Source organism: Streptomyces sp. NPDC028298 (genome assembly GCF_055565895.1).
In genome coordinates this window covers 144,773-163,129 of record NZ_JBVHTL010000007.1, presented here as the reverse complement: position 1 = coordinate 163,129, position 18,357 = coordinate 144,773, and the positions used below count along the sequence as shown (strand labels likewise).

The 18,357-nt window shown below is 72.5% G+C and carries 11 protein-coding genes; 7 read left to right on the top strand and 4 right to left on the bottom strand.

The window, feature by feature from the left end:
- Window positions 1-130 precede the first annotated feature (130 nt).
- A complete protein-coding gene (locus tag ACZ4TO_RS29080) occupies window positions 131-820 on the top strand; it encodes an FMN-binding negative transcriptional regulator (protein ID WP_385042065.1) in 690 nt (229 codons plus the stop codon).
- A gap of 29 nt (window positions 821-849) precedes the next feature.
- Here ACZ4TO_RS29080 and ACZ4TO_RS29075 read toward each other — a convergent pair whose 3' ends face one another.
- The 4 genes from ACZ4TO_RS29075 to ACZ4TO_RS29060 form a co-directional block, all read right to left on the bottom strand.
- Entirely contained in the window at window positions 850-1,662 is an 813-nt protein-coding gene (locus tag ACZ4TO_RS29075; RefSeq protein WP_468025646.1) for an LmbU family transcriptional regulator, read from the bottom strand.
- Window positions 1,663-1,952: 290 nt separating this feature from the next.
- On the bottom strand, window positions 1,953-2,927 hold the full coding sequence (locus tag ACZ4TO_RS29070) for an ATP-binding cassette domain-containing protein (RefSeq protein WP_468025645.1): 975 nt from the start codon (window positions 2,925-2,927) through the stop codon (window positions 1,953-1,955).
- A gap of 29 nt (window positions 2,928-2,956) precedes the next feature.
- Window positions 2,957-3,643 (bottom strand): DUF4097 family beta strand repeat-containing protein, encoded by a 687-nt coding sequence (locus ACZ4TO_RS29065; RefSeq protein WP_382778239.1) that lies wholly within the window; start codon window positions 3,641-3,643, stop codon window positions 2,957-2,959.
- A 271-nt stretch (window positions 3,644-3,914) separates the two neighbouring features.
- Window positions 3,915-5,066, bottom strand: coding sequence for a serine hydrolase domain-containing protein (locus tag ACZ4TO_RS29060; protein WP_451076330.1), 1,152 nt, complete (start codon window positions 5,064-5,066; stop codon window positions 3,915-3,917).
- A gap of 1,000 nt (window positions 5,067-6,066) precedes the next feature.
- Here ACZ4TO_RS29060 and ACZ4TO_RS29055 point away from each other — a divergent pair.
- From ACZ4TO_RS29055 to ACZ4TO_RS29030, 6 genes are all read left to right on the top strand, one after another.
- The gene (locus ACZ4TO_RS29055) at window positions 6,067-6,282 is read left to right on the top strand and encodes an MbtH family protein (protein WP_328443621.1); all 216 of its coding nucleotides are present in this window, start codon (window positions 6,067-6,069) and stop codon (window positions 6,280-6,282) included.
- Between the two features lie 140 nt (window positions 6,283-6,422).
- Entirely contained in the window at window positions 6,423-7,286 is an 864-nt protein-coding gene (locus ACZ4TO_RS29050) for an LmbU family transcriptional regulator (protein ID WP_468025644.1), read from the top strand.
- Between the two features lie 189 nt (window positions 7,287-7,475).
- Window positions 7,476-9,044 (top strand): amino acid adenylation domain-containing protein, encoded by a 1,569-nt coding sequence (locus ACZ4TO_RS29045; RefSeq protein WP_468025643.1) that lies wholly within the window; start codon window positions 7,476-7,478, stop codon window positions 9,042-9,044.
- Entirely contained in the window at window positions 9,044-9,271 is a 228-nt protein-coding gene (locus ACZ4TO_RS29040) for an acyl carrier protein (protein WP_382778235.1), read from the top strand. The genes ACZ4TO_RS29045 and ACZ4TO_RS29040 overlap by 1 nt, the downstream gene beginning before the upstream one ends.
- Window positions 9,272-9,348: 77 nt before the next feature.
- Entirely contained in the window at window positions 9,349-10,536 is a 1,188-nt protein-coding gene (locus tag ACZ4TO_RS29035; RefSeq protein ID WP_382778234.1) for an NAD(P)/FAD-dependent oxidoreductase, read from the top strand.
- Between the two features lie 85 nt (window positions 10,537-10,621).
- Window positions 10,622-18,355, top strand: a complete 7,734-nt coding sequence (locus ACZ4TO_RS29030) for an amino acid adenylation domain-containing protein (RefSeq protein ID WP_468025881.1) — start codon at window positions 10,622-10,624, stop codon at window positions 18,353-18,355.
- Window positions 18,356-18,357 lie beyond the last annotated feature (2 nt).

Sequence of the window (18,357 nt, the reverse complement as noted above, 5' to 3'; positions counted from 1 at the left end):
CGAGGACTTCTGCAGGACTTCTTCAGACCTTCTCCAGGTCCCCGGAATGTGGAAGCATTGTCCTGTCGGGCAGGACGGCCGTACGGTCGGGGACCTCGAAACAGGCCGATTTCCGAAAAGGAGAATGCGAATGTTCGTGCCCCGCTTTTATCGCGAGCCGAATAATTCCTGGACGGCGGATCTGATCCGCGACAACCCCCTGGCCCTCGCGGTGACGAACGGCAGCCCCGACAGCGGTCCCTTCGCCACGCACCTGCCGGTCATCTTCGCCCCCGACGCCCCCGACGCCCCCGATGTCACGGAAGCCCCGGACGCCTCCGGGGACGCCGACGACGCCGGCGACGGGCTGCGGGGGGTCACGCTGCTCGGGCACATGAACCGGGCCAACCCGCACTGGGCGGCGCTGCGGTCGGGCGACGTGCTGCTGCTGACGTTCACCGGCCCGCACTCCTACGTGTCACCCACGGTGTACGAGAAGACCCCGGCCGCCCCCACGTGGAACTTCACCGCGGTGCATGTCCGGGGCGTGGTGGAGAAGATCGACTCGACCGAGGAGACGCTGGAGGTGGTGCAGTCCACCGTGCGCGCCTTCGAGAAGGCGTTCGGCGACGGCTGGGACATGACCGAATCGCTCGGCTACTTCCGCCAGATCGTGCCCGCCGTCGGGGCCTTCCGGTTCACGGTCACGGGCGCCGAGGGCATGTTCAAGCTCAGCCAGGAACAGCCGGGCGAGGTGCGCGAGCGGGTCCAGACCTCGTTCGGGCAGAGCGGGTGCACGTACAAGCGCGAGGTCGCCGGGCTGATGAACCGGCTGCCCTGAGACGCCGGCGGCACCCGGCGCGGGCGGCCTCAGGCGCTGATGGCCACCGGCCGGGTCCGCTGCTCGGCGGTCCCCTTCATGTCCTGCACGTTGCCGTCCTGCACGTTCCTGTCCAGCCTGTCCTGCAGGTCCTGCACGCCCTTGAGTCCGGCCGCCTCGGGGCGCTCCGGCGCGGTGCCGAGCGCCTCCAGGGCAGTCGCGGCCGCGCTGTCCAGCGTGGCCATCACCCACTGCTCGAAGTCGACGCCCAGTTGCTGGGCGGCCTGGTGCCACCACTCCAGACGGCTGCCGGGAACCTCCAGGCGGCGGCCCGGCACGGCGGGAGCGGCCGGCTGCTGATCGCCCTGGCGCGCGGCGCGCAGGGCGCCGCGCAACTGCTTGGTGGTCCACTGCCGCTGTTCGGCGCGGTCGAGCCAGAGCTCCTGGTCCGCGACCGGCATGGAGGCCAGCTCGGCGTGGTGCTGGAAGCTGAGGGCGGAGCGGCGCCGGGTGAGGTCGAAACGCCGTGAGACCCACGCGTAGTTGCGCAGGGTCTGGTACGACAGTCCGGCGGCGCGTATCCCGCGCTGGTAGCGGTCGGTGTAGTGGTCCTTGCCGTAGACCATCCAGTCGCCCAGCCACCAGGAGGACGAGTCGAGGACGTCGGCGAGCTGCCGGCCGGCCCGCTCCCACTCGTCGTAGGCCATCTTGGCGGGCATCTGCAGGCCCACCTTGGTCGTCAGCACCGGGACCCGGCGCGGCGCGGACGCCGTGGCGCGCGCCTGCCGCGGCGTCGCCTGCGGGACGGTGGTCGCCGTGCCGCCGTGCGACCCCGCGGTCTGACCGGCCTGATGCGCCATCATGCCTCCAAAGAACGGTGCATATAACCGTCGATAAGCGTCGCAGCGCCGCCTGGGGTGGCACCGGAGCGGCACTCGAACGGTTGCACGTCGAACTTCCGGGCCGAATGAATCCCATTGGCCGATGAATCCCGCCCGGTCAATTGTGTCCACCGGTCGATGACGTCCACCGGTCGATGAATTCCACCGGTCGATGAAGGCTGCCGTTGGCATGGCGCCCGCCGGCCGGTGAAGCCGTCTTCGGTGAAGGGCGTCCGTATTTCCCGCCGGGAGAACGGCGGGGGAGGGGGAGCTCAGCGCAGGGTCTCCGTGGGCCGGTCGGGCCGGCCCGGCCGGCCGGGCGGTTGGCCGCTGTCGGTGAGGGCGAAGAAGACGTCGTCGAGGTCGGGGGTGTGCACGGTCAGTTCGTCGGCCTCGATGTCCGTCGCGGCCAGCCAGTCGAGGATGGAGTGGAGTTCGCGCTGGGTGCCGTCGCTGACGATCTGCAGCGCCAGCGCCTGGTCGTCCCGGGTGGCCCCGCGCAGCGTGGTGGCGGCCGACCGGTAGGCGGCGGGGTCGGTGAAGCGGAGCCGGATGTGCCCGCCCGGGATCAGCCGCTTGAGTTCCGCGGCGGTGCCTTCGGCGGCGATCCTGCCGTTGTTCAGCACGGCGATCCGGTCGGCGAGCTGGTCGGCCTCCTCCAGGTACTGGGTGGTCAGGAACACGGTGGTGCCGCCGGAGACGAGCTCGCGGACGATGCCCCACATGGTGTGGCGCGAGCGGGGGTCGAGACCGGTGGTCGGTTCGTCGAGGAAGATGATGCGGGGGCCGCCGACCAGGGTCATGGCGATGTCCAGGCGGCGCTTCATGCCGCCGGAGTAGGTGGAGGCGGGCTTCTGTGCGGCCTCGGTGAGGTCGAAGCGCTCCAGGAGTTCGGCGCTGACCCGCCGGCCCTCCGCCTTGGGCAGGTGGTGCAGGTCGGCCATCAGGAGCATGTTCTCCTCACCGGTGATCAGGTTGTCGACGGCGGAGAACTGGCCGGTGACGCCGATCGCGGCGCGTACGGCCCGCGCCTCCCGGGCCGGGTCGTGGCCGCCGACGCGCAGCTCGCCGGCGTCGGCGCGGATCAGGGTGGAGAGGATCTTGACGGCCGTCGTCTTGCCGGCGCCGTTCGGGCCGAGCAGGGAGAAGACCGTGCCCTCCTCGACGGCCAGGTCGATGCCGTCCAGGACGGTCTTGTCGCCGTAGGACTTGCGCAGCCCGCTCGCCGCGATGGCCACGGTGCTCATCAGGGGTGCTCCTTCGGGGCCGTGGGCGGTCACAGGCTGCGGGCGGTGATGTCGCCGTAGGCGGTGGCGGCGTGGAGGTCCAGGTCGCATGTGCCGTTGTTGCGCAGGGAGTTGTCGATGCGTCCGTAGCCGGTCCGGGCGTCCAGGGAGGCGGAGACGCCGCGGGCGGCGCCCACCGTGATGTCGCCGTGCTGGACGCTGAGGGTGACCGTGCCGCGCGCGGCCTCCTCGATGCGGATGCCGCCCTTGTGGACGCCGATCTCGGCGGGGCCGTCGAGGCGGCCGAGGAAGACCTCGCCGTCGTGGGCGTCGATGCGGGCGCTCGCGGCCTCGTCGATCTTGACCGAGCGGTGGCCGCCCGTGAAGGCGACGTCGCCGAGGCGTCCCACGCCGCGGAACTCGGCGGCGGCCGCCTTCGCCTCGACCCCGGAGCCGGCGGGCAGCATGACCGTGACCTCGACGGACCCCGGGTGCCCGAGGAGTTTGCGGGCCGCCGGCGCGGCCCCGATCCGCAGGATGCCGTCACCGAAGGCGGTTTCGACCGCCCCGGCCGCCTTCACGTCGCGGTTCTTGGCCGGGTCGGCGGGGCGGACCTCGACGACGGTGTCGGCCCGGTCGGCGGCGATGAACCGGATGCGTCCGGCGGGGATGTCCACCTCGGCGCGGATGGGGGAGGGGGTGTCGAACCTCTGCGTCGCGTACTCGGTCTTCTGCATCGGTGGCTCCTCAGGCTCGTGTTTTCCGATGCAGAAAACGCTACGTTGCGTTCAGTGATCTGGCAACAAGTCTGTTGCGCATCACCCTTATAACTCCAGCTCAACTGCGCCCAATTGTTGCAACGGGCCTGAATGTAATGCAACGTCAGTAACCCCCATTGTTGCAATGGGGCGGGAGTTAATGCTCCGTGACGGCGCGCCCTGCGACGCGAGACCCGGCCGGGTTCCGGCCGGGTCTCCTCGGGCTGTCAGCGGGCTGTCGGTCGGGCTGTCAGCCGGACGTGGACGGCTGGCCGCAGAACTCGGCGTTCAGGATGGGGACGATCCCCGACGCGTCCCAGTCGCCGTTGTAGTTGAAGGTGAGCTGATGGCGGCCGTCCTCGGTGAAGGCGGCCAGCGTCAGCGACCCCACCACACCCCCGTCGTGGTACCAGATGTCCCCGCAGCCCAGCGTGAGCTTCTCGACGCCCAGCCCGTACGACGTGATCGGCAGGTCGGGATTGACGACGGTCGTCTTCAGCTCCTTGAGCTGCTGCGCCGGCAGCAACTTGCCGCCCATCAGGGCCCGGTAGAACAGGTTCAGGTCGTGGGCGCTGGAGATGATGTCGCCGTCGCCCCAGTTCTGGGAGCCGTTCAGGTCGGTGACGTCGTCGATCCGGTCCGGCTGGGTGTCGTAGAACAGCTTGGAGTAGCCGCGGCTGCTCGGCCGGGGCAGCTCACTGCTCGTGCCGGGGTTGGACGTCGCCTTCAGCTCCAGCGGCCCGATGATGCGCCGGCGCACCTCGTCCTCGTACGGCCTGCCCGCCACCTTCTGGACGATCAGCGCCGCCAGCAGGTCGTTGGTGTGGGAGAACGCGTGCCGGGCGCCGGGCTGGAACAGCGGCGCGTGGGAGAAGGCCACCTGCAGGCGCTGCTGGGCCGTCAGGGTGTCGTAGCGGTGCGCCAGGAAGCTGTCGCCCATGGTGTACGTCTGGTAGTACGACACGTCGGCGAGGTAGTCGAACAGACCGCTGGTGTGGTTCAGCAACTGGCGGACGGTGATCGCGCCGCCGTCGTTGCCGTTGCCGCCGACCACGCCGGGCAGGTAGCGCTCCACCGGGTCGTCGAGGCTGAGCTTCCTCTCCGCCTCCATCTGGAGCAGGACCGCCGCCACGAACGTGTCGGTGATGCTGCCGGTGCGGAACCGGTCGCTCTTGCCGCGCGGCGCGCCCGTCGCCCGGTTGCCGACACCCACGGCGCTCTTCCAGACTCCGGCGGAATCCCGTGCCTCGGCGCTCACGCCGGGGACACCCGCCGCGACGGCCGCCTCGATCGCCGCCTGCGTGTTCTGATGGCCGGCCGCCCCCGCGGCCGTGTCACCCGATGCCCGGGCGGGACCCGTCAGGACGGTGGCCGTCAACGCCACCGCCGCCAGAGCGACCACGCCCGCTCTTGGCCTGTTCCGCATCGTCATCGTCTCTGCCCCGTCTCTTCGTCGTGTCCGCACGTTGGCCGGATCCGTACAGGTGCGGTTCGTGGCGGCACCGTAGGTCACTTGGCTCGCGGGCAACTCGTGCGGCGGCGCCACGTCCGAAAAGGCGCAGGTACGGCGTCTCCGGCCGTTCGCCGCCCCGCCCGCGAGAGGCCGGAATTGGTCGTTCTACCGTCGAGGGGAAGGGAGTTGGGGGAGTGCCGGGGATGGCCCGTCATCGCGGTCACCGGCTCACCGGTCCCCGGCGCCCCGTCCGGCTGCGAGCCGCCCACCACCCGCCGCCCGCTGTCCGTCGTACGCCGTCTGCCGTCCTCGCGGGTGCGCGCGCGGGTGTGCGCGCATGCGGGCGTGCGGGCGCGGAGGGGCGGGCGCGGACGGAGGGGTGGCCGGGGGTGCGTGGACGGACGGCGCCGCGGGCAGGGGAGGGGGGCCGGGAGCGAGGGCCCGCTGTCCACCCCGCCCCACGGCCCGCCGGGTGATCCCGCCGCACGGCCCGCCGGGTGATCCCGTACGCCACGAGGGCGCCCCTGCGTGCCCGGAACGCGGCCGGGCCGGGCCGGACCGCGCCGGGCGGACGCGGCACCGTGGGGACTCCGCCGCTGGTCAGGCGGCCCTCTAGCAGGCCTCAGGTGCGCCGCCGGCCCGCGGGCGCGGCATCGTGGCACAGGAAACCGGCCCGGTACAGAGGATCACCGCGGCGCGCAGCCGCTGCCGCACGCCGGGGGGCCGGCGGGGCCGGTGCCCTTGTAGCGCCGACGGCGCGCTCCCTACGGTTTCGAGGCATCGCCGGGGCCGCCGCCGGCGCCGGCTGTCCTGTCGACCGGACGGCGCGGATGTCCCGTCGACCGGACGGGCACACAGCCAGGCGGACCCGCGCCCGGTGTGCTCCGCGCACCCGGCCGGCGATGTCCGAATCCCGAGCCACCCCCTGACCGACAAGGACGGTGCCCTGTTGAGCACGAACCCCTTCGATGACGCGGACGGCCGCTTCTACGTGGTCGTCAACGACGAGGAGCAGCACTCCCTGTGGCCGGTGTTCGCCGAGGTCCCGGCGGGCTGGCGTGTGGTCTTCGGTGAGGCGGCCAAGGCCGAGTGCCTGGAGTACGTCGAGCAGAACTGGACCGACCTGAGGCCCAAGAGCCTGCAGGAGGCCATGGCGGCGGACTGAGAGCCGTCCCTCCCGCGGACCCGACCGGGACGACACCGTCGTCCGCCCGGCCGGTCCGCGCCCAGGAAGACACTTCGAGTGGGGAGTTGAACACTGTGACGGGGGCTGTGAGAACCGCGGGCAGGCCCGGACCGGGGCCCGTGGACGCCGGCCGTGCGCCGGCGCAGGGCGACGTGGTCCTGTCCTTCGTGGGATCGCAGGCCACGGTGCAGAAATCGGGGATGGTCCTGCCTCCCAACCTGCCGGAGCGGTCCTGGGAGCGGATCGGCGCCAACCTGCGCGAACTGGTGAACTCCTCCGCGTGGTGGCTCGCCGACTGGCTGCTCTACGGTGAGGCCACCTACGGGTGGCGGCGCTACAAGGAGGCGATCGAGCGCACCGGGCTCGACTACCAGACCCTGCGCAACTACGCGTGGGTGGCCCGCCGCTTCGAGCACCACCGCCGGCGCGACAGCCTCAGCTTCGCCCACCACGCCGAGGTCACCCGCCTCTCGCCGCCGGAGCAGGACTACTGGCTGCGCCGGGCCGAACAGCAGAAGTGGTCGCGCAACGAACTGCGCAGGGCGGTCCGCGCCGGCCTGGCCGCACAGAGCGACGCCACCGACCCCGGCACCGCCACCGCCACCGACCCCGTCACCGACCCCGGCACCGGTCCCGGCAGCAGCCCCGGTCCGGGGGAGCGGGAAGCGCACGTGCCCCACCCCGCCGAGCCCGCCGCCGAACGGCGCCAGGCCGGTACCGAGCAGCGGCACCAGGTCACCACGCTCACCATCGAGCTGTCCGCGGAGCAGTTGGAGCACTACTCCCGGGCGGCCGCCGCGCACGGCCTGCCCGTCGCCCAGTGGGTCACCCGGACGCTCGACACCACCGACCGCCCCGCCACGGACCGCCCCGCCACCGACCGCCTCGCCACGGACCGCCTCGCCACCGACCGGCACCCCGCGGGCCGCCCCACCCCGGGCCGGCACCCGCAAGGCCCCGCCACCGGCCGGCGCACCGCCTGAACCGGCACCACCCGCCGGCATCACCCACCGGCCCCGGCACCACCCGACCGGCGCACCACCGGCCCACCGCACCACCCACCGGCGCACCGCCCGGACGCGTACCGCCGGAACGCGGCACCGCCCGGACGCGCACCGCGTGGCGGGCCGGCGGCCCGTCCCACCGGACACCCTTCATATCGGAGTCAGTTGATGATCCTTCAGGGAAAGCGGGTCGCCCTGCCCTCGGCGCCCGTCGTCCACCAGCAGTTCGAGGAGCACGCGCAGGCCACCCCCGACGCCGTCGCCGTCGTCCGGGCCGGCCGGCAGGTCACGTACGCCGAACTGGACGCGAGGGCCAACCGGTTCGCGCACTTCCTCACCGCGCGCGGACACGGCCGCGGCGCGAAGGTGGGCCTCTGCCTCGACTACTCCGTCGACCTGCTCGTCGCCATCCTCGGCACGCTGAAGGCGGGCGCCGCCTACGTGCCCTTCGACCCGGCCTACCCGGCCGCCAGGCTCCAGCTCCTGCTGGACCAGGTCCCCTCACTCGCCCTGATCGTGGCCTCCCCGGCCACGGCCGCCATGGTCGAGACGGCGGCCGTCGACGTCGTCGACCTCGACGAGCTCGCCGACGACCTGGCGAGCCTGCCGGCCACCTCTCCCGGCATCACCGTCACCGGCGACGACCTCTGCTACGCCGTCTTCACCTCCGGCTCGACCGGCACACCGAAACTGACCGCGGTGCGCCACGAGGGCTGGTTCAACCTGATGAACTGGCTCCGGCTCGAATACGGCCTGCACAGCGGCTCGCACAACCTCGTCGTCAGCGCGTTCGGGTTCGACCTGTCCCAACGCGCCCTGATGACACCGCTGTTCTGCGGCGCCACCCAGCACCTGCTGGCCAGCCGCAACTTCGACGCCATGCTCGCCTACCGCGTCCTGCGCGAGCACGACATCCGCGTCGTGCACTGCGCCTCCAGCACCCTGTACGTGCTGATCGACTGGGAGAACGCGCGCGGCGGCGACGCCCTCACCCGCCTGGACTACGTGCTCTTCGGCGGGGAGGCGCTCAAGCCCGAGCGCCTCACCGACTGGATGCGCCGCGAGGGCAACACCTGCACCCTGCTGCACCAGTACGGCGTGGCCGAGTGCACCGACGTGGCCACCTCCTTCGACCTCGCCGGCTACCGGGCCGGCGAGCACGACATCGCCCCGGTGGGCCGGCCGGCGTACAACACCGACATCCACCTCCTCGACGAGCGGCTGCGCGGTGTGCGGGCGGGGGAGGACGGCGAGATCTGCATCGCCGGCGCCGGTGTCGGCGCCGGCTACCTGGGCGCCGCCGGCCCCGAGAACACCAAGTTCGCCACCGTCGAGATCGACGGCACCCCGGTCAGGCTGTACCGCACCGGCGACCGGGGCCGGGTCACCGAGGCCGGTGACCTCGTCGTCGCCGGGCGGATGGACGCCCAGGTCAAGGTGCGCGGCATGCGCATCGACCCCACCGACATCGAGCGCGCGCTCGGCAGGCTGTCCGAGGTGCGCGAGGCCGCCGTGGCGGTCACCCACACCGACGCCGGCGAGGCCGAGCTGACCGCGTTCGTGGTACCGGAGGCGGGCGCTCTCGCCGAGGACGCCGTGCGCGCCCGCCTCCTTACGACCCTGCCGCGCAACATGGTCCCGGCCCGCTTCGTCGAGGTGGCGGCCATTCCTTTGAGCCCGCACGGGAAGGTCGACCGCGCGGCGCTGGTCGACGCCCTCAAGAACCGAGGACTGTGATGACTGCCGACAGCGTGCGCGCCATCTGGTGCCGGGAACTGGGACGCGAGGACATCGCGGCCGACGACGACTTCTTCGCCCTCGGCGGCCAGTCCGTGATCATGGTCCGGATCCAGGGCGCCTTCCTGGAGGAACTGGGCGCCGAGGTCCCCATGGACCAGATGTTCCTCCACCCGACGGTGGCGTCGATCTCCACGTACATCGAATCCCTGACACCGCACCGATAGCGCGCCGGACTCACCCGGACCACCGGCCCACGGGCCGCGTCGCGTGCAGAAAACTACCTGGTTAGAGAGGCGCGCCCATGTACGACGTGATTGTCATCGGTGCCCGTTGCGCGGGTTCGCCGACGGCCATGCTCTTCGCCCGGCAGGGCTACCGGGTCCTGCTCCTGGAGAAGGCCCGGTTCCCGCAGGACACCCTGTCCTCGCACTACATCCACATGCAGGGCATGGGGCTGCTGAACCGCTGGGGGCTGCTCGGCAAGCTCCGCGACGCGGGCTGCCGGCCCATCACCCGCCAGAGCTACCAGGGCCCCGGGGTGCGCATCGAGGGCTTCTCCCTGCCGGTCGACGGCCTGGACCACACCTACGCGCCCCGGCGCTACGTCCTGGACCCGCTGCTCGCCGAGGGAGCCGTCGAGGCCGGCGTGGACTTCCGGGAGGGCTGCGCCGTCAAGGACCTGGTGTGGCAGGACGACCGGGTCACCGGCGTGCGCTACACGACCCCCGAGGGCACCGAGACCACCGAGCGGGCCCGCCTGGTCGTCGGCGCGGACGGCATGCGCTCGCTGGTGGCCCGCAAGACCGGCGCGCAGAACGTCATCGAGCACCCGCGGGTGAGCTGCACCTACTACAGCTACTGGGCCGACGTCCCCTCGCACTTCGAACTCTACGAGCGGCCCGGCCGCTGGATCGGCGTCATCCCCACCAACGACGACCTGACCCTGCTGATGACCTACTTCCCCCAGGACCTCTACAACGAGGTCCGCAAGGGAGTGGAGCCCTTCTACCTCGACTCCTTCCGCACCACCGCGCCCGAACTGTACGAGCGGATGCAGGCGGGCCGGCGCGTGGAGCAGATCTACGGCACCGGCCACCAGGAGAACTACTTCCGCAAGGCCTACGGACCCGGCTGGGTCCTGGTCGGCGACGCGGTCAACCACAAGGACTCCATCACCGCCCGCGGCATCACCGAGGCCTTCGTCCAGGCCCAGTCCCTCGTCGACCACGTCGGCACCCAGCTCCACGACGACGCCGCCCTGCGCACCGCCCTCAAGCGCTACGAGAACGACCTGAGCGGCGAGGCCCTCAGCCACTACCAGGGCGCCCTGAACGTGGCCGAGCTCAAGCCCGAGGGCCGCGTGGAGATGCTGCGGCACCTGGTCGGCCACCAGGAGCACATCGACCGCTACTTCTCGACCCTGTCGGGAGCGTGCTCCATCGACGACTTCTACAACGACGAACTGCTGGACCTGCTCGACCTGAGCTGAGCCGCCGCCCGCTCCCTCCTGGTTCCGCCGATATGGAGACACAACAATGATCCCGTTGTCGTTCGCGCAGCGCCGGCTGTGGTTCGTGGACCGGTTCGAAGGCCCTTCGCCGACCTACAACGGCGCTTTCGCCCTGCGGCTGACCGGTGACCTGGACGTCGGCGCGCTCCGGGCCGCCCTCGCGGACGTCGTCGACCGCCACGAGGTCCTGCGCACCGTGATCGTCGAGGACGGCGACGGCGTCCCGCACCAGCGGGTGCTGGCGCCGGGGGACGAGCCCGTCGACCTGGCCGTCACCGACGTCACCGAGCAGGAGCGGGCGGCGGCCGTCACCGCGGCCGCCACCACCACCTTCGACCTGGCCGCCGACATCCCCCTGCGGGCCCGACTGCTGCGCTGCGCCCCCCGCGAGCACACCCTCGTCGTCGTCGCACACCACATCGCCGTGGACGGGGAGTCCTTCGGACCGCTGTTCCGCGACCTCACCACGGCCTACGCCGCCCGCGCGAAGGGCCGCGCCCCCGCCTGGGAGCCGCTCGCGGTGCAGTACGCGGACTACACGCTGTGGCAGCGCGAGGTGCTCGGCGACGAATCCGACCCGGACAGCGTCTCCGCCCGCCAACTCGCCTACTGGGCAAAAACGCTGGCCGACCTGCCGCAGCCGCTGGCCCTGCCCACGGACCGCCCGCGCCCGCGGGTGATGAGCCCCGCCGGCGACCGGATCCCCTTCACCATCGACCCCGACCTGCTGGGCGCGGTGGAGAAACTGGCCACCGCGGCCGACACCACGGTCTCCATGGTCATGCACGCCGCGCTGGCGGTGCTCCTGCACCACCTCGGCTGCGGCGACGACCTGTCCATCGGCGCGCCGATCACCGACCGCACCGACGAGGAACTGCGCGACCTCGTCGGCTTCTTCGTCAACACCTGGGTGCTGCGCGTCGACCTCTCCGGCACCCCCACCTTCCACGACCTCCTCGACCAGGTCCGCGACCGCTCACTGGCCGCCTACGACAACCAGGACATGCCCTTCGAGCGGCTGGTGGAACTCCTCAACCCCGACCGCTCCACCGCCTACAACCCCTTCTTCCAGGTCATGCTCTCCTGGCAGCCGCCCGTGCCGCCGCTCGAACTGCCCGGCCTGGACGTGCAGGTCGAACGCCTGGAGACCGACACCGCCAAGTTCGACCTGTTCTTCGACCTGCTCCCGGACAGCGCCGGCGGCGCCACCTGCCGGCTGGAGTACGCCACCAGCCTCTTCGACCAGGACACCGCCGAGGCCATCGCCCAGCGCTTCGTGCGCGTGCTGGGCCGGCTCGTGGCCGACCCCGCCCGCGCGATCGCCACCCTCGACGTCCTCGACACGGCCGAACGCGACCTGCTGCTCGGCCGGCCCGCCCGCACCGCCGCGACCGGGCCGGGGGAGACGATCCCGCACCTGTTCGAGAGCCAGGCGGCCCGCACCCCCGACGCCCCGGCCCTCGTGTGCGGCGAGCGGACGCTGACCTACCGGGAACTGGACCAGCGGGCGAACGCGGTCGCCCACGAGCTCATCCGCCGCGGCGCCGGCCCCGAGGACCTGGTGGCCCTCGCGCTGCCCCGCACCGAGGACCTGGTGATCGGCCTGCTGGGCATCCTCAAGTCCGGGGCCGGCTACGTGCCGCTGGACCCGCAGTACGCCCAGGGACGGGCCCACAGCGTGCTCGGCCAGGCGGCCCCGCGCTACGCGGTCACCGACACCGCGACCTGGCGCGAGATCCCCGCCAACGACATCGCCGCCGTCGTCCGCCTCGACGAACGCGCCGACTGGCAACCGGCCCCCGACGCCGCCGACGACACGGTGCGCCGCACGCCGCCGGCCCCGGACAACCTGGCGTACGTGATGTACACCTCCGGCTCCACCGGGAAGCCCAAGGGCGCCGCCCTCACCCACCGGGGCGTCGTCGACGGCGTACGCGAACTCATCGGCGTCCTCGACGCGCCGCCCGGGTGGCGGATGCTGGCCGGCACCTCCGTCAACTTCGACGTCTCCCTCTTCGAGCTGCTGACCACCCTGAGCACCGGCGGCACCGCCGAGATCGTCGCCAACGCGCTGGCGCTCGCGGAACGGGACAGGTGGGACGGGCACATCGTCTCCGGCGTCCCCTCGGTGCTGGGCGAACTCGCCGGCCACCTCGGCAACGCCCCCGACGTGCACACCGTCGTCCTCGCCGGCGACGTGCTCCCGGGCCGGCTGGTCCGCCAGGTCCGCCAGGCCCTGCCCGCCGCCCGGATCGTCAACTCCTACGGCCAGAGCGAGAGTTTCTACGCCACCGCCTTCGCCCTGGACCCCGCCCAGGAATGGCCGGACGGCGACGTCGTGCCCATCGGCACCCCGCTGGGCAACATGCGCGCCTACGTCCTGGGCCCCGGCCTCGCCCCGGTGCCCCAGGGCGTCATCGGCGAGCTGTACGTCGCCGGGACCTGCCTGGGCCGCGGCTACCACGGCCGCGCCGCCCTGACCGCCGAACGCTACGTCGCCGACCCCTACGGGCCGGCCGGCGAGCGGATGTACCGCACCGGCGACCTGGCCCGCACCAACGCCCGCGGACAGCTCGAATGCGTGGGCCGCGGCGACGGCCAGGTCAAGGTGCGCGGCTTTCGCATCGAGACCGCCGAGGTCGAGGCGGCCATCACCCAGCACCCCGGGATCAGCGAGGCGGTGGTGATCAGCCGGGAGGTCCCCTCGGGCGGCAAACGCCTCGTCGCCTACGTCGTGCACACCGGCGAAGGCGCCGTCGGCGACGACGGCGCCGGCGGCATCGGCGACGTGGACGTCCTGGCCGGAGCCTCCTCCGCCGAACTGCGCAAGTTCACCGCCGCCCGCCTGCCCGACTACATGGTGCCCGCCGCCTTCGTCGCCCTGGGCCGCCTCCCGCTCGGCCCGACCGGCAAACTGGACCGCGCCGCCCTGCCCGAACCGGAGTTCCTCGGCGAGGCCTACCGCGAACCGCGCACCGAGGCCGAGGCGGTCATCACCGCCGCCTACGCCGACGTCCTGGGCGTGGAGCGCGTCGGCGCCGACGACGACTTCTTCGCCGTCGGCGGCGACAGCCTGCGCTCCATCCAGGTCGTCGCCCGCGCCCGCGCCCGCGGCCTGGAGCTGTCCACGCGGGAGATCTTCGAGTGCCGCACCGCGGCCCGCCTCGCCGAGGTCGCCTCCGCCCGCCAGGGCCGAACGCCCGTCCTGCAGGAGGACGAGAGCGGCGGGGTGGGCCCGATGCCGCTGCAGCCGGTGGCCCGGCACGTGTTCGAACACGGCGGCGGCACCGGGCGGTTCGCCATGTCGATGGTCCTCGAACTGCCCGCGGGCATCACCGCGGACCACCTGGCCGCGACCCTGGACGCCGTCCTGGACCGGCACGACCTGCTGCGCGCCCGCCTGGTCCCCGGCGACGAACCGCTGCTCGTGGCCCGGGCGGCGGGCAGCGTACGGGCCGCGGACGTGATCCGCCGGGTCGACTGCGCCGGCCACTGGGACGAGCCGTCCGCGCTGGCGGCGGCGAAGGCGGAACTGCACGAGGCCCTCGGCCGCCTCGACCCCGAGGCCGGGACCATGGCGGACTTCGTCTGGTTCGCCGCCGCCTCGGGCGAGGGCAGGCTGCTGGTGGTGCTGCACCACCTCGTGGTCGACGGCGTCTCCTGGCGCATCCTCATGTCCGACCTCGCCGAGGCCTGGCAGCAGGTCAGCTCCGGCACCACGCCCGAACTGCCCGCGGTCGCCACCTCCGCCCGCCGCTGGGCGGCCGCGCTGGCCGACGAGGCCCTGAGCGAGCGGCGGGAAGCCGAACTGCCGTACTGGCGCGACCTCCTCGAATCACCCAACCCCCCCTTGGGCACACGGGCGTTCGACCCCGCCCTGGACGTGTGGTCCACCGTCGACACCGTGCGGGTCCAGCTTCCCGCCGACATCACCGACGCCGTACTGACCACACTGCCCGCCGCGTTCAAGGGCACCGGCACCGACGTACTGCTCGCCGCCCTCGCCCTGGCCGTGGACCAGTGGCGCACCGCCGCCGGCCCGACCCTGGTCCGCCTGGAGGGACACGGCCGCCAGGAGGACGCCGTCCCCGGCGCCGACCTCTCCCGCACCGTCGGCTGGTTCACCACCATGTACCCCGCCCGCGTCGACGTCGGCGCGGTGGACCTGGACGCCGTGCTGGCGGGCGGCCCCGCCGCCGGCCAGGCGATCAAACTGGTCAAGGAACAGGTGCGCCAGGCCCCCGACAAGGGCCTGGGCTACGGACTGCTGCGCCATCTCAACCCCGAGACCGCCGAACAGCTCACCGGCCTGGCCGTCCCCCAGATCGGGTTCAACTACCTCGGCCGGATCTCCGAGACGGACGTGCCCGAGCACCTGCGCGAGCACGGATGGGGACCGGCGTCCTGGTCCGCCGAACTGATCGCCGAACCCGACCCGGACCTGCCCGCCCTGTCCGCACTCGAGGTCAACTCCGTCGCCACCGACACGGACGAGGGCACCCGCCTGCAGGCCGCGTTCATGTTCCCCACCGGGGTGCTCTCCCGCGAACAGACCCGCGAACTGGCCGACCTGTGGGTACGGATCCTGCACGGCATGGCCGCCTACGCCGCCGGCGGCCAGGCCGGCGGCCTCACCCCCGGCGACGCCCCGCTGGTCACCGTCGGCCAGGGCGACCTGGAGACCTGGGAACAGCGCTACGGCCCGCTCACCGAGGTGTGGCCGCAGGCCCCGGGACAGTCCGGCATCCAGTTCCAGGCCGCGCTCGCCGACGGCGCCTTCGACGTCTACCACATGCAGTTCGTGCTGCACCTGTCCGGACACGTCGACCCCGACCGCATGCGGGCCGCCGGACAGGCCCTGCTCGAACGCCACCCCAACCTGCGCTCCGCGTTCCTGGCCACCGCCGACGGCGAGCCCGTCCAGGTCGTCCCCGAGCACGTCACACTGCCCTGGCGGCACCTGGACCTCACCGGCCGCAGCGAGGCCGAGCAGAACGCGGCCCTGGACGCGGCCCTGGCCGCCGACCGCGCCGAACAGCTCGACCCCACCCGGCCGCCGCTGCTGCGCCTGGCCCAGCTCACCTGCGGACCCCACCGGTCCAAGGTCGTCCTGACCGCGCACCACACCCTGTTCGACGGCTGGTCCTCACCGATGGTCATCACCGACCTGGTGCGGCTGTACGCCGGCACCGCACCCCTGCCCCCGGTCCGCTCCTACGGCGACTACCTGGCCTGGCTGACCCGCCAGGACAAGGAGGCCTCCGCCGCCCGCTGGAAGGCCGAGCTCGACGGATTCGACGAGCCGACCCTGGTGGCCGCTGGCCTGACCTCCCGGGGCCAGGCGTCCTCGCTGGGACGGGTCGAGGTGCCGCTGTCCATCGACAAGGGCCGCGAACTGGCCCGGCGCGCCGCCCAGCTCGGCGTCACCCTCAACACCCTGCTGCAGGGCGCGTGGGCGGTGCTGATCTCGAAACTGACCGGGCAGCACGACGTGGTGTTCGGCGCCGCCGTCAACGGCCGCCCCGGCGATGTGACTGGCAGCGACGAGATGGTCGGCCTGTTCATCAACTCCCTGCCCACCCGGGCCCGGTGCACGCCCGCCACCAGCCTGGGCGAGGTCATCACCGACCTGCAGAACCGGCAGGTCACCCTCCTCGACCACCACTACTACGGCCTGGCCGACATCCAGCGCGGCACCGGCCTGCCCGCCCTGTTCGACACGATCGTGGTGTTCGAGAACTACCCCGTCGACCGCGAGGGCATCGTCGAGGCGAACACCTCTGCCGGCTTCACGATCGACGCCATCCGCCCCTTCGCCGGCTCGCACTACCCCCTGACCCTCAACTCCTCCGACCCCTACCTGCGCCTGTCCCTCGACTACCAGAAGAACCTCTACGACCACCAGGCGGCCGAGACCATCGCCGCCCGGCTCGTGCGCGTACTGGAACAGGTACTCGAGGACCCCTCGGTGCCCCTGGCCGCCGTGGAGGTGCTGGGCCAGGAGGAACACGACCTGCTGGTACGGCAGATCAACGACACCGCCCACCCCCTCACCCCCGACACCCTGCCCGACGCGTTCGAGGCCCAGGCCGCCCGCACCCCCGACCGCCTCGCCCTGATCGGCGAGCACGAGCGGCTCACCTACGCCGAGTTCAACGCCCGCGCCAACCGCCTCGCGCACTGGCTCCTCGAACAGGGCGCAGGCCCCGAACAGCTCGTCGCGGTCAGGATCCCCCGCTCGGTGGACCTGCTGGTGGCGATCTACGCCGTCGTCAAGGCCGGCGCCGCCTACCTGCCCGTCGACACCGAACTGCCCGAGGACCGGGTACGGCACGTCCTGGACAGCGCACGCCCCCTGCTGGTCCTCGACGAGAACCTCCCCGACGTCTGCGCCCACCCCGACACGAACCCCGAGCGCACCCTGTCGCCGGACAACGCCGCCTACGCCATCTTCACCTCCGGCTCCACCGGCGGCCCCAAGGGCGTCCCCGTGGCCCACCACGCCATCATGAACCGGCTCCGCTGGGGACTCGCGCACTTCGACGTCACACCCGAGGACCGCGTCCTGCTGAGCACCACCGCCAGCTTCGACGTGTCGGTGCCGGAGCTGTTCGCCCCGCTGCAGGCCGGCGCCGCCGTCGTCATCGCCCGCCCCGACGGCCGCCGCGACCCCGCCTACCTGGCGGAGCTGATCCACCGCGAACACGTCACCGGCGCCGACTTCGTGCCCTCCCTGCTGGAGGCGTTCATCGCCGAACCCGCCGCCGGGAACTGCACCAGCCTGCGCTGGATCGAGGTCGCCGGCGAGGCGTTCCCACCCGCGCTGGCCCAGCGGGTCACCGAACTGCTGCCGAACTGCACCGCCAACAACCTCTACGGGCCCACCGAGGCGGCCGTCGAGGTCACCGCCCACCAGTACGTGCCCGGCAGCGGCCGCCTGCCGATCGGCACACCGGTGTGGAACACCCAGGTCTACGTCCTGGACGCGGCCCTGCGCCCGGTGCCGGCCGGGGTCACCGGCGAGCTCTACCTCGCCGGCGACCAGCTCGCCCGCGGCTACCTCGGACAGAGCGCCCTGACCGCGGGCCGCTTCGTGGCCTGCCCCTTCGGCGCACCCGGCACCCGCATGTACCGCACCGGCGACGTCGTGCGCTGGAGCCGGGACGGCCAGGTCGAGTACATCGGCCGCTCCGACTTCCAGGTCAAGCTCCGCGGCTTTCGCATCGAACTCGGCGAGATCGAGCAGGCCCTCACCGCACACCCCGACATCGACACCGCGGTCGCCCTGGTGCGCGAGGACCACCCCGGCGACCAGCGCCTGGTCGCCTACCTGGTGCCCGCCCCCGTTGTCGCGGCGGACGGCCCGGACCTCGCGGCCCTGACCGCCCTGGCCAGGCAACGGCTGCCCGAGTACATGGTGCCCACCGCGCTCGTGACGCTGGCCGCACTGCCCACCACCCCCAGCGGGAAACTCGACCGCGGCGCCCTGCCCGCACCGGACCGCGCCGAGACCGCCACCGGGCGGGGGCCGCGCAACCACAACGAGGAAGTCCTGTGCCGGCTGTTCGCCGAGCTGCTCGACACCGACGAGGTCGGCATCGACGTCGACTTCTTCGACAACGGCGGGCATTCGCTGCTGGCCACCCGGCTGGTCGGCCGCATACGCAACGAGCTCGGCGTCGACGTGAAGGTCACGACCGTCTTCCGCAGCCCCACCGTCGCCGAACTGGCGGCCCGGATCGAGACGTCGGGCCGGTCGAACCGCCTCCAGCTCCGACAGATGAACGTTGAGGAGTAGCT

Bases quoted from the DNA above. Each gene is read 5' to 3' on its own strand.
- ACZ4TO_RS29080 (WP_385042065.1), top strand. From the start codon at position 131: ATGTTCGTGCCCCGCTTTTATCGCGAGCCGAATAATTCCTGGACGGCG.
- ACZ4TO_RS29075 (WP_468025646.1), bottom strand. From the start codon at position 1,662: ATGATGGCGCATCAGGCCGGTCAGACCGCGGGGTCGCACGGCGGCACG.
- ACZ4TO_RS29070 (WP_468025645.1), bottom strand. From the start codon at position 2,927: ATGAGCACCGTGGCCATCGCGGCGAGCGGGCTGCGCAAGTCCTACGGC.
- ACZ4TO_RS29065 (WP_382778239.1), bottom strand. From the start codon at position 3,643: ATGCAGAAGACCGAGTACGCGACGCAGAGGTTCGACACCCCCTCCCCC.
- ACZ4TO_RS29045 (WP_468025643.1), top strand. From the start codon at position 7,476: ATGATCCTTCAGGGAAAGCGGGTCGCCCTGCCCTCGGCGCCCGTCGTC.
- ACZ4TO_RS29040 (WP_382778235.1), top strand. From the start codon at position 9,044: ATGACTGCCGACAGCGTGCGCGCCATCTGGTGCCGGGAACTGGGACGC.
- ACZ4TO_RS29035 (WP_382778234.1), top strand. From the start codon at position 9,349: ATGTACGACGTGATTGTCATCGGTGCCCGTTGCGCGGGTTCGCCGACG.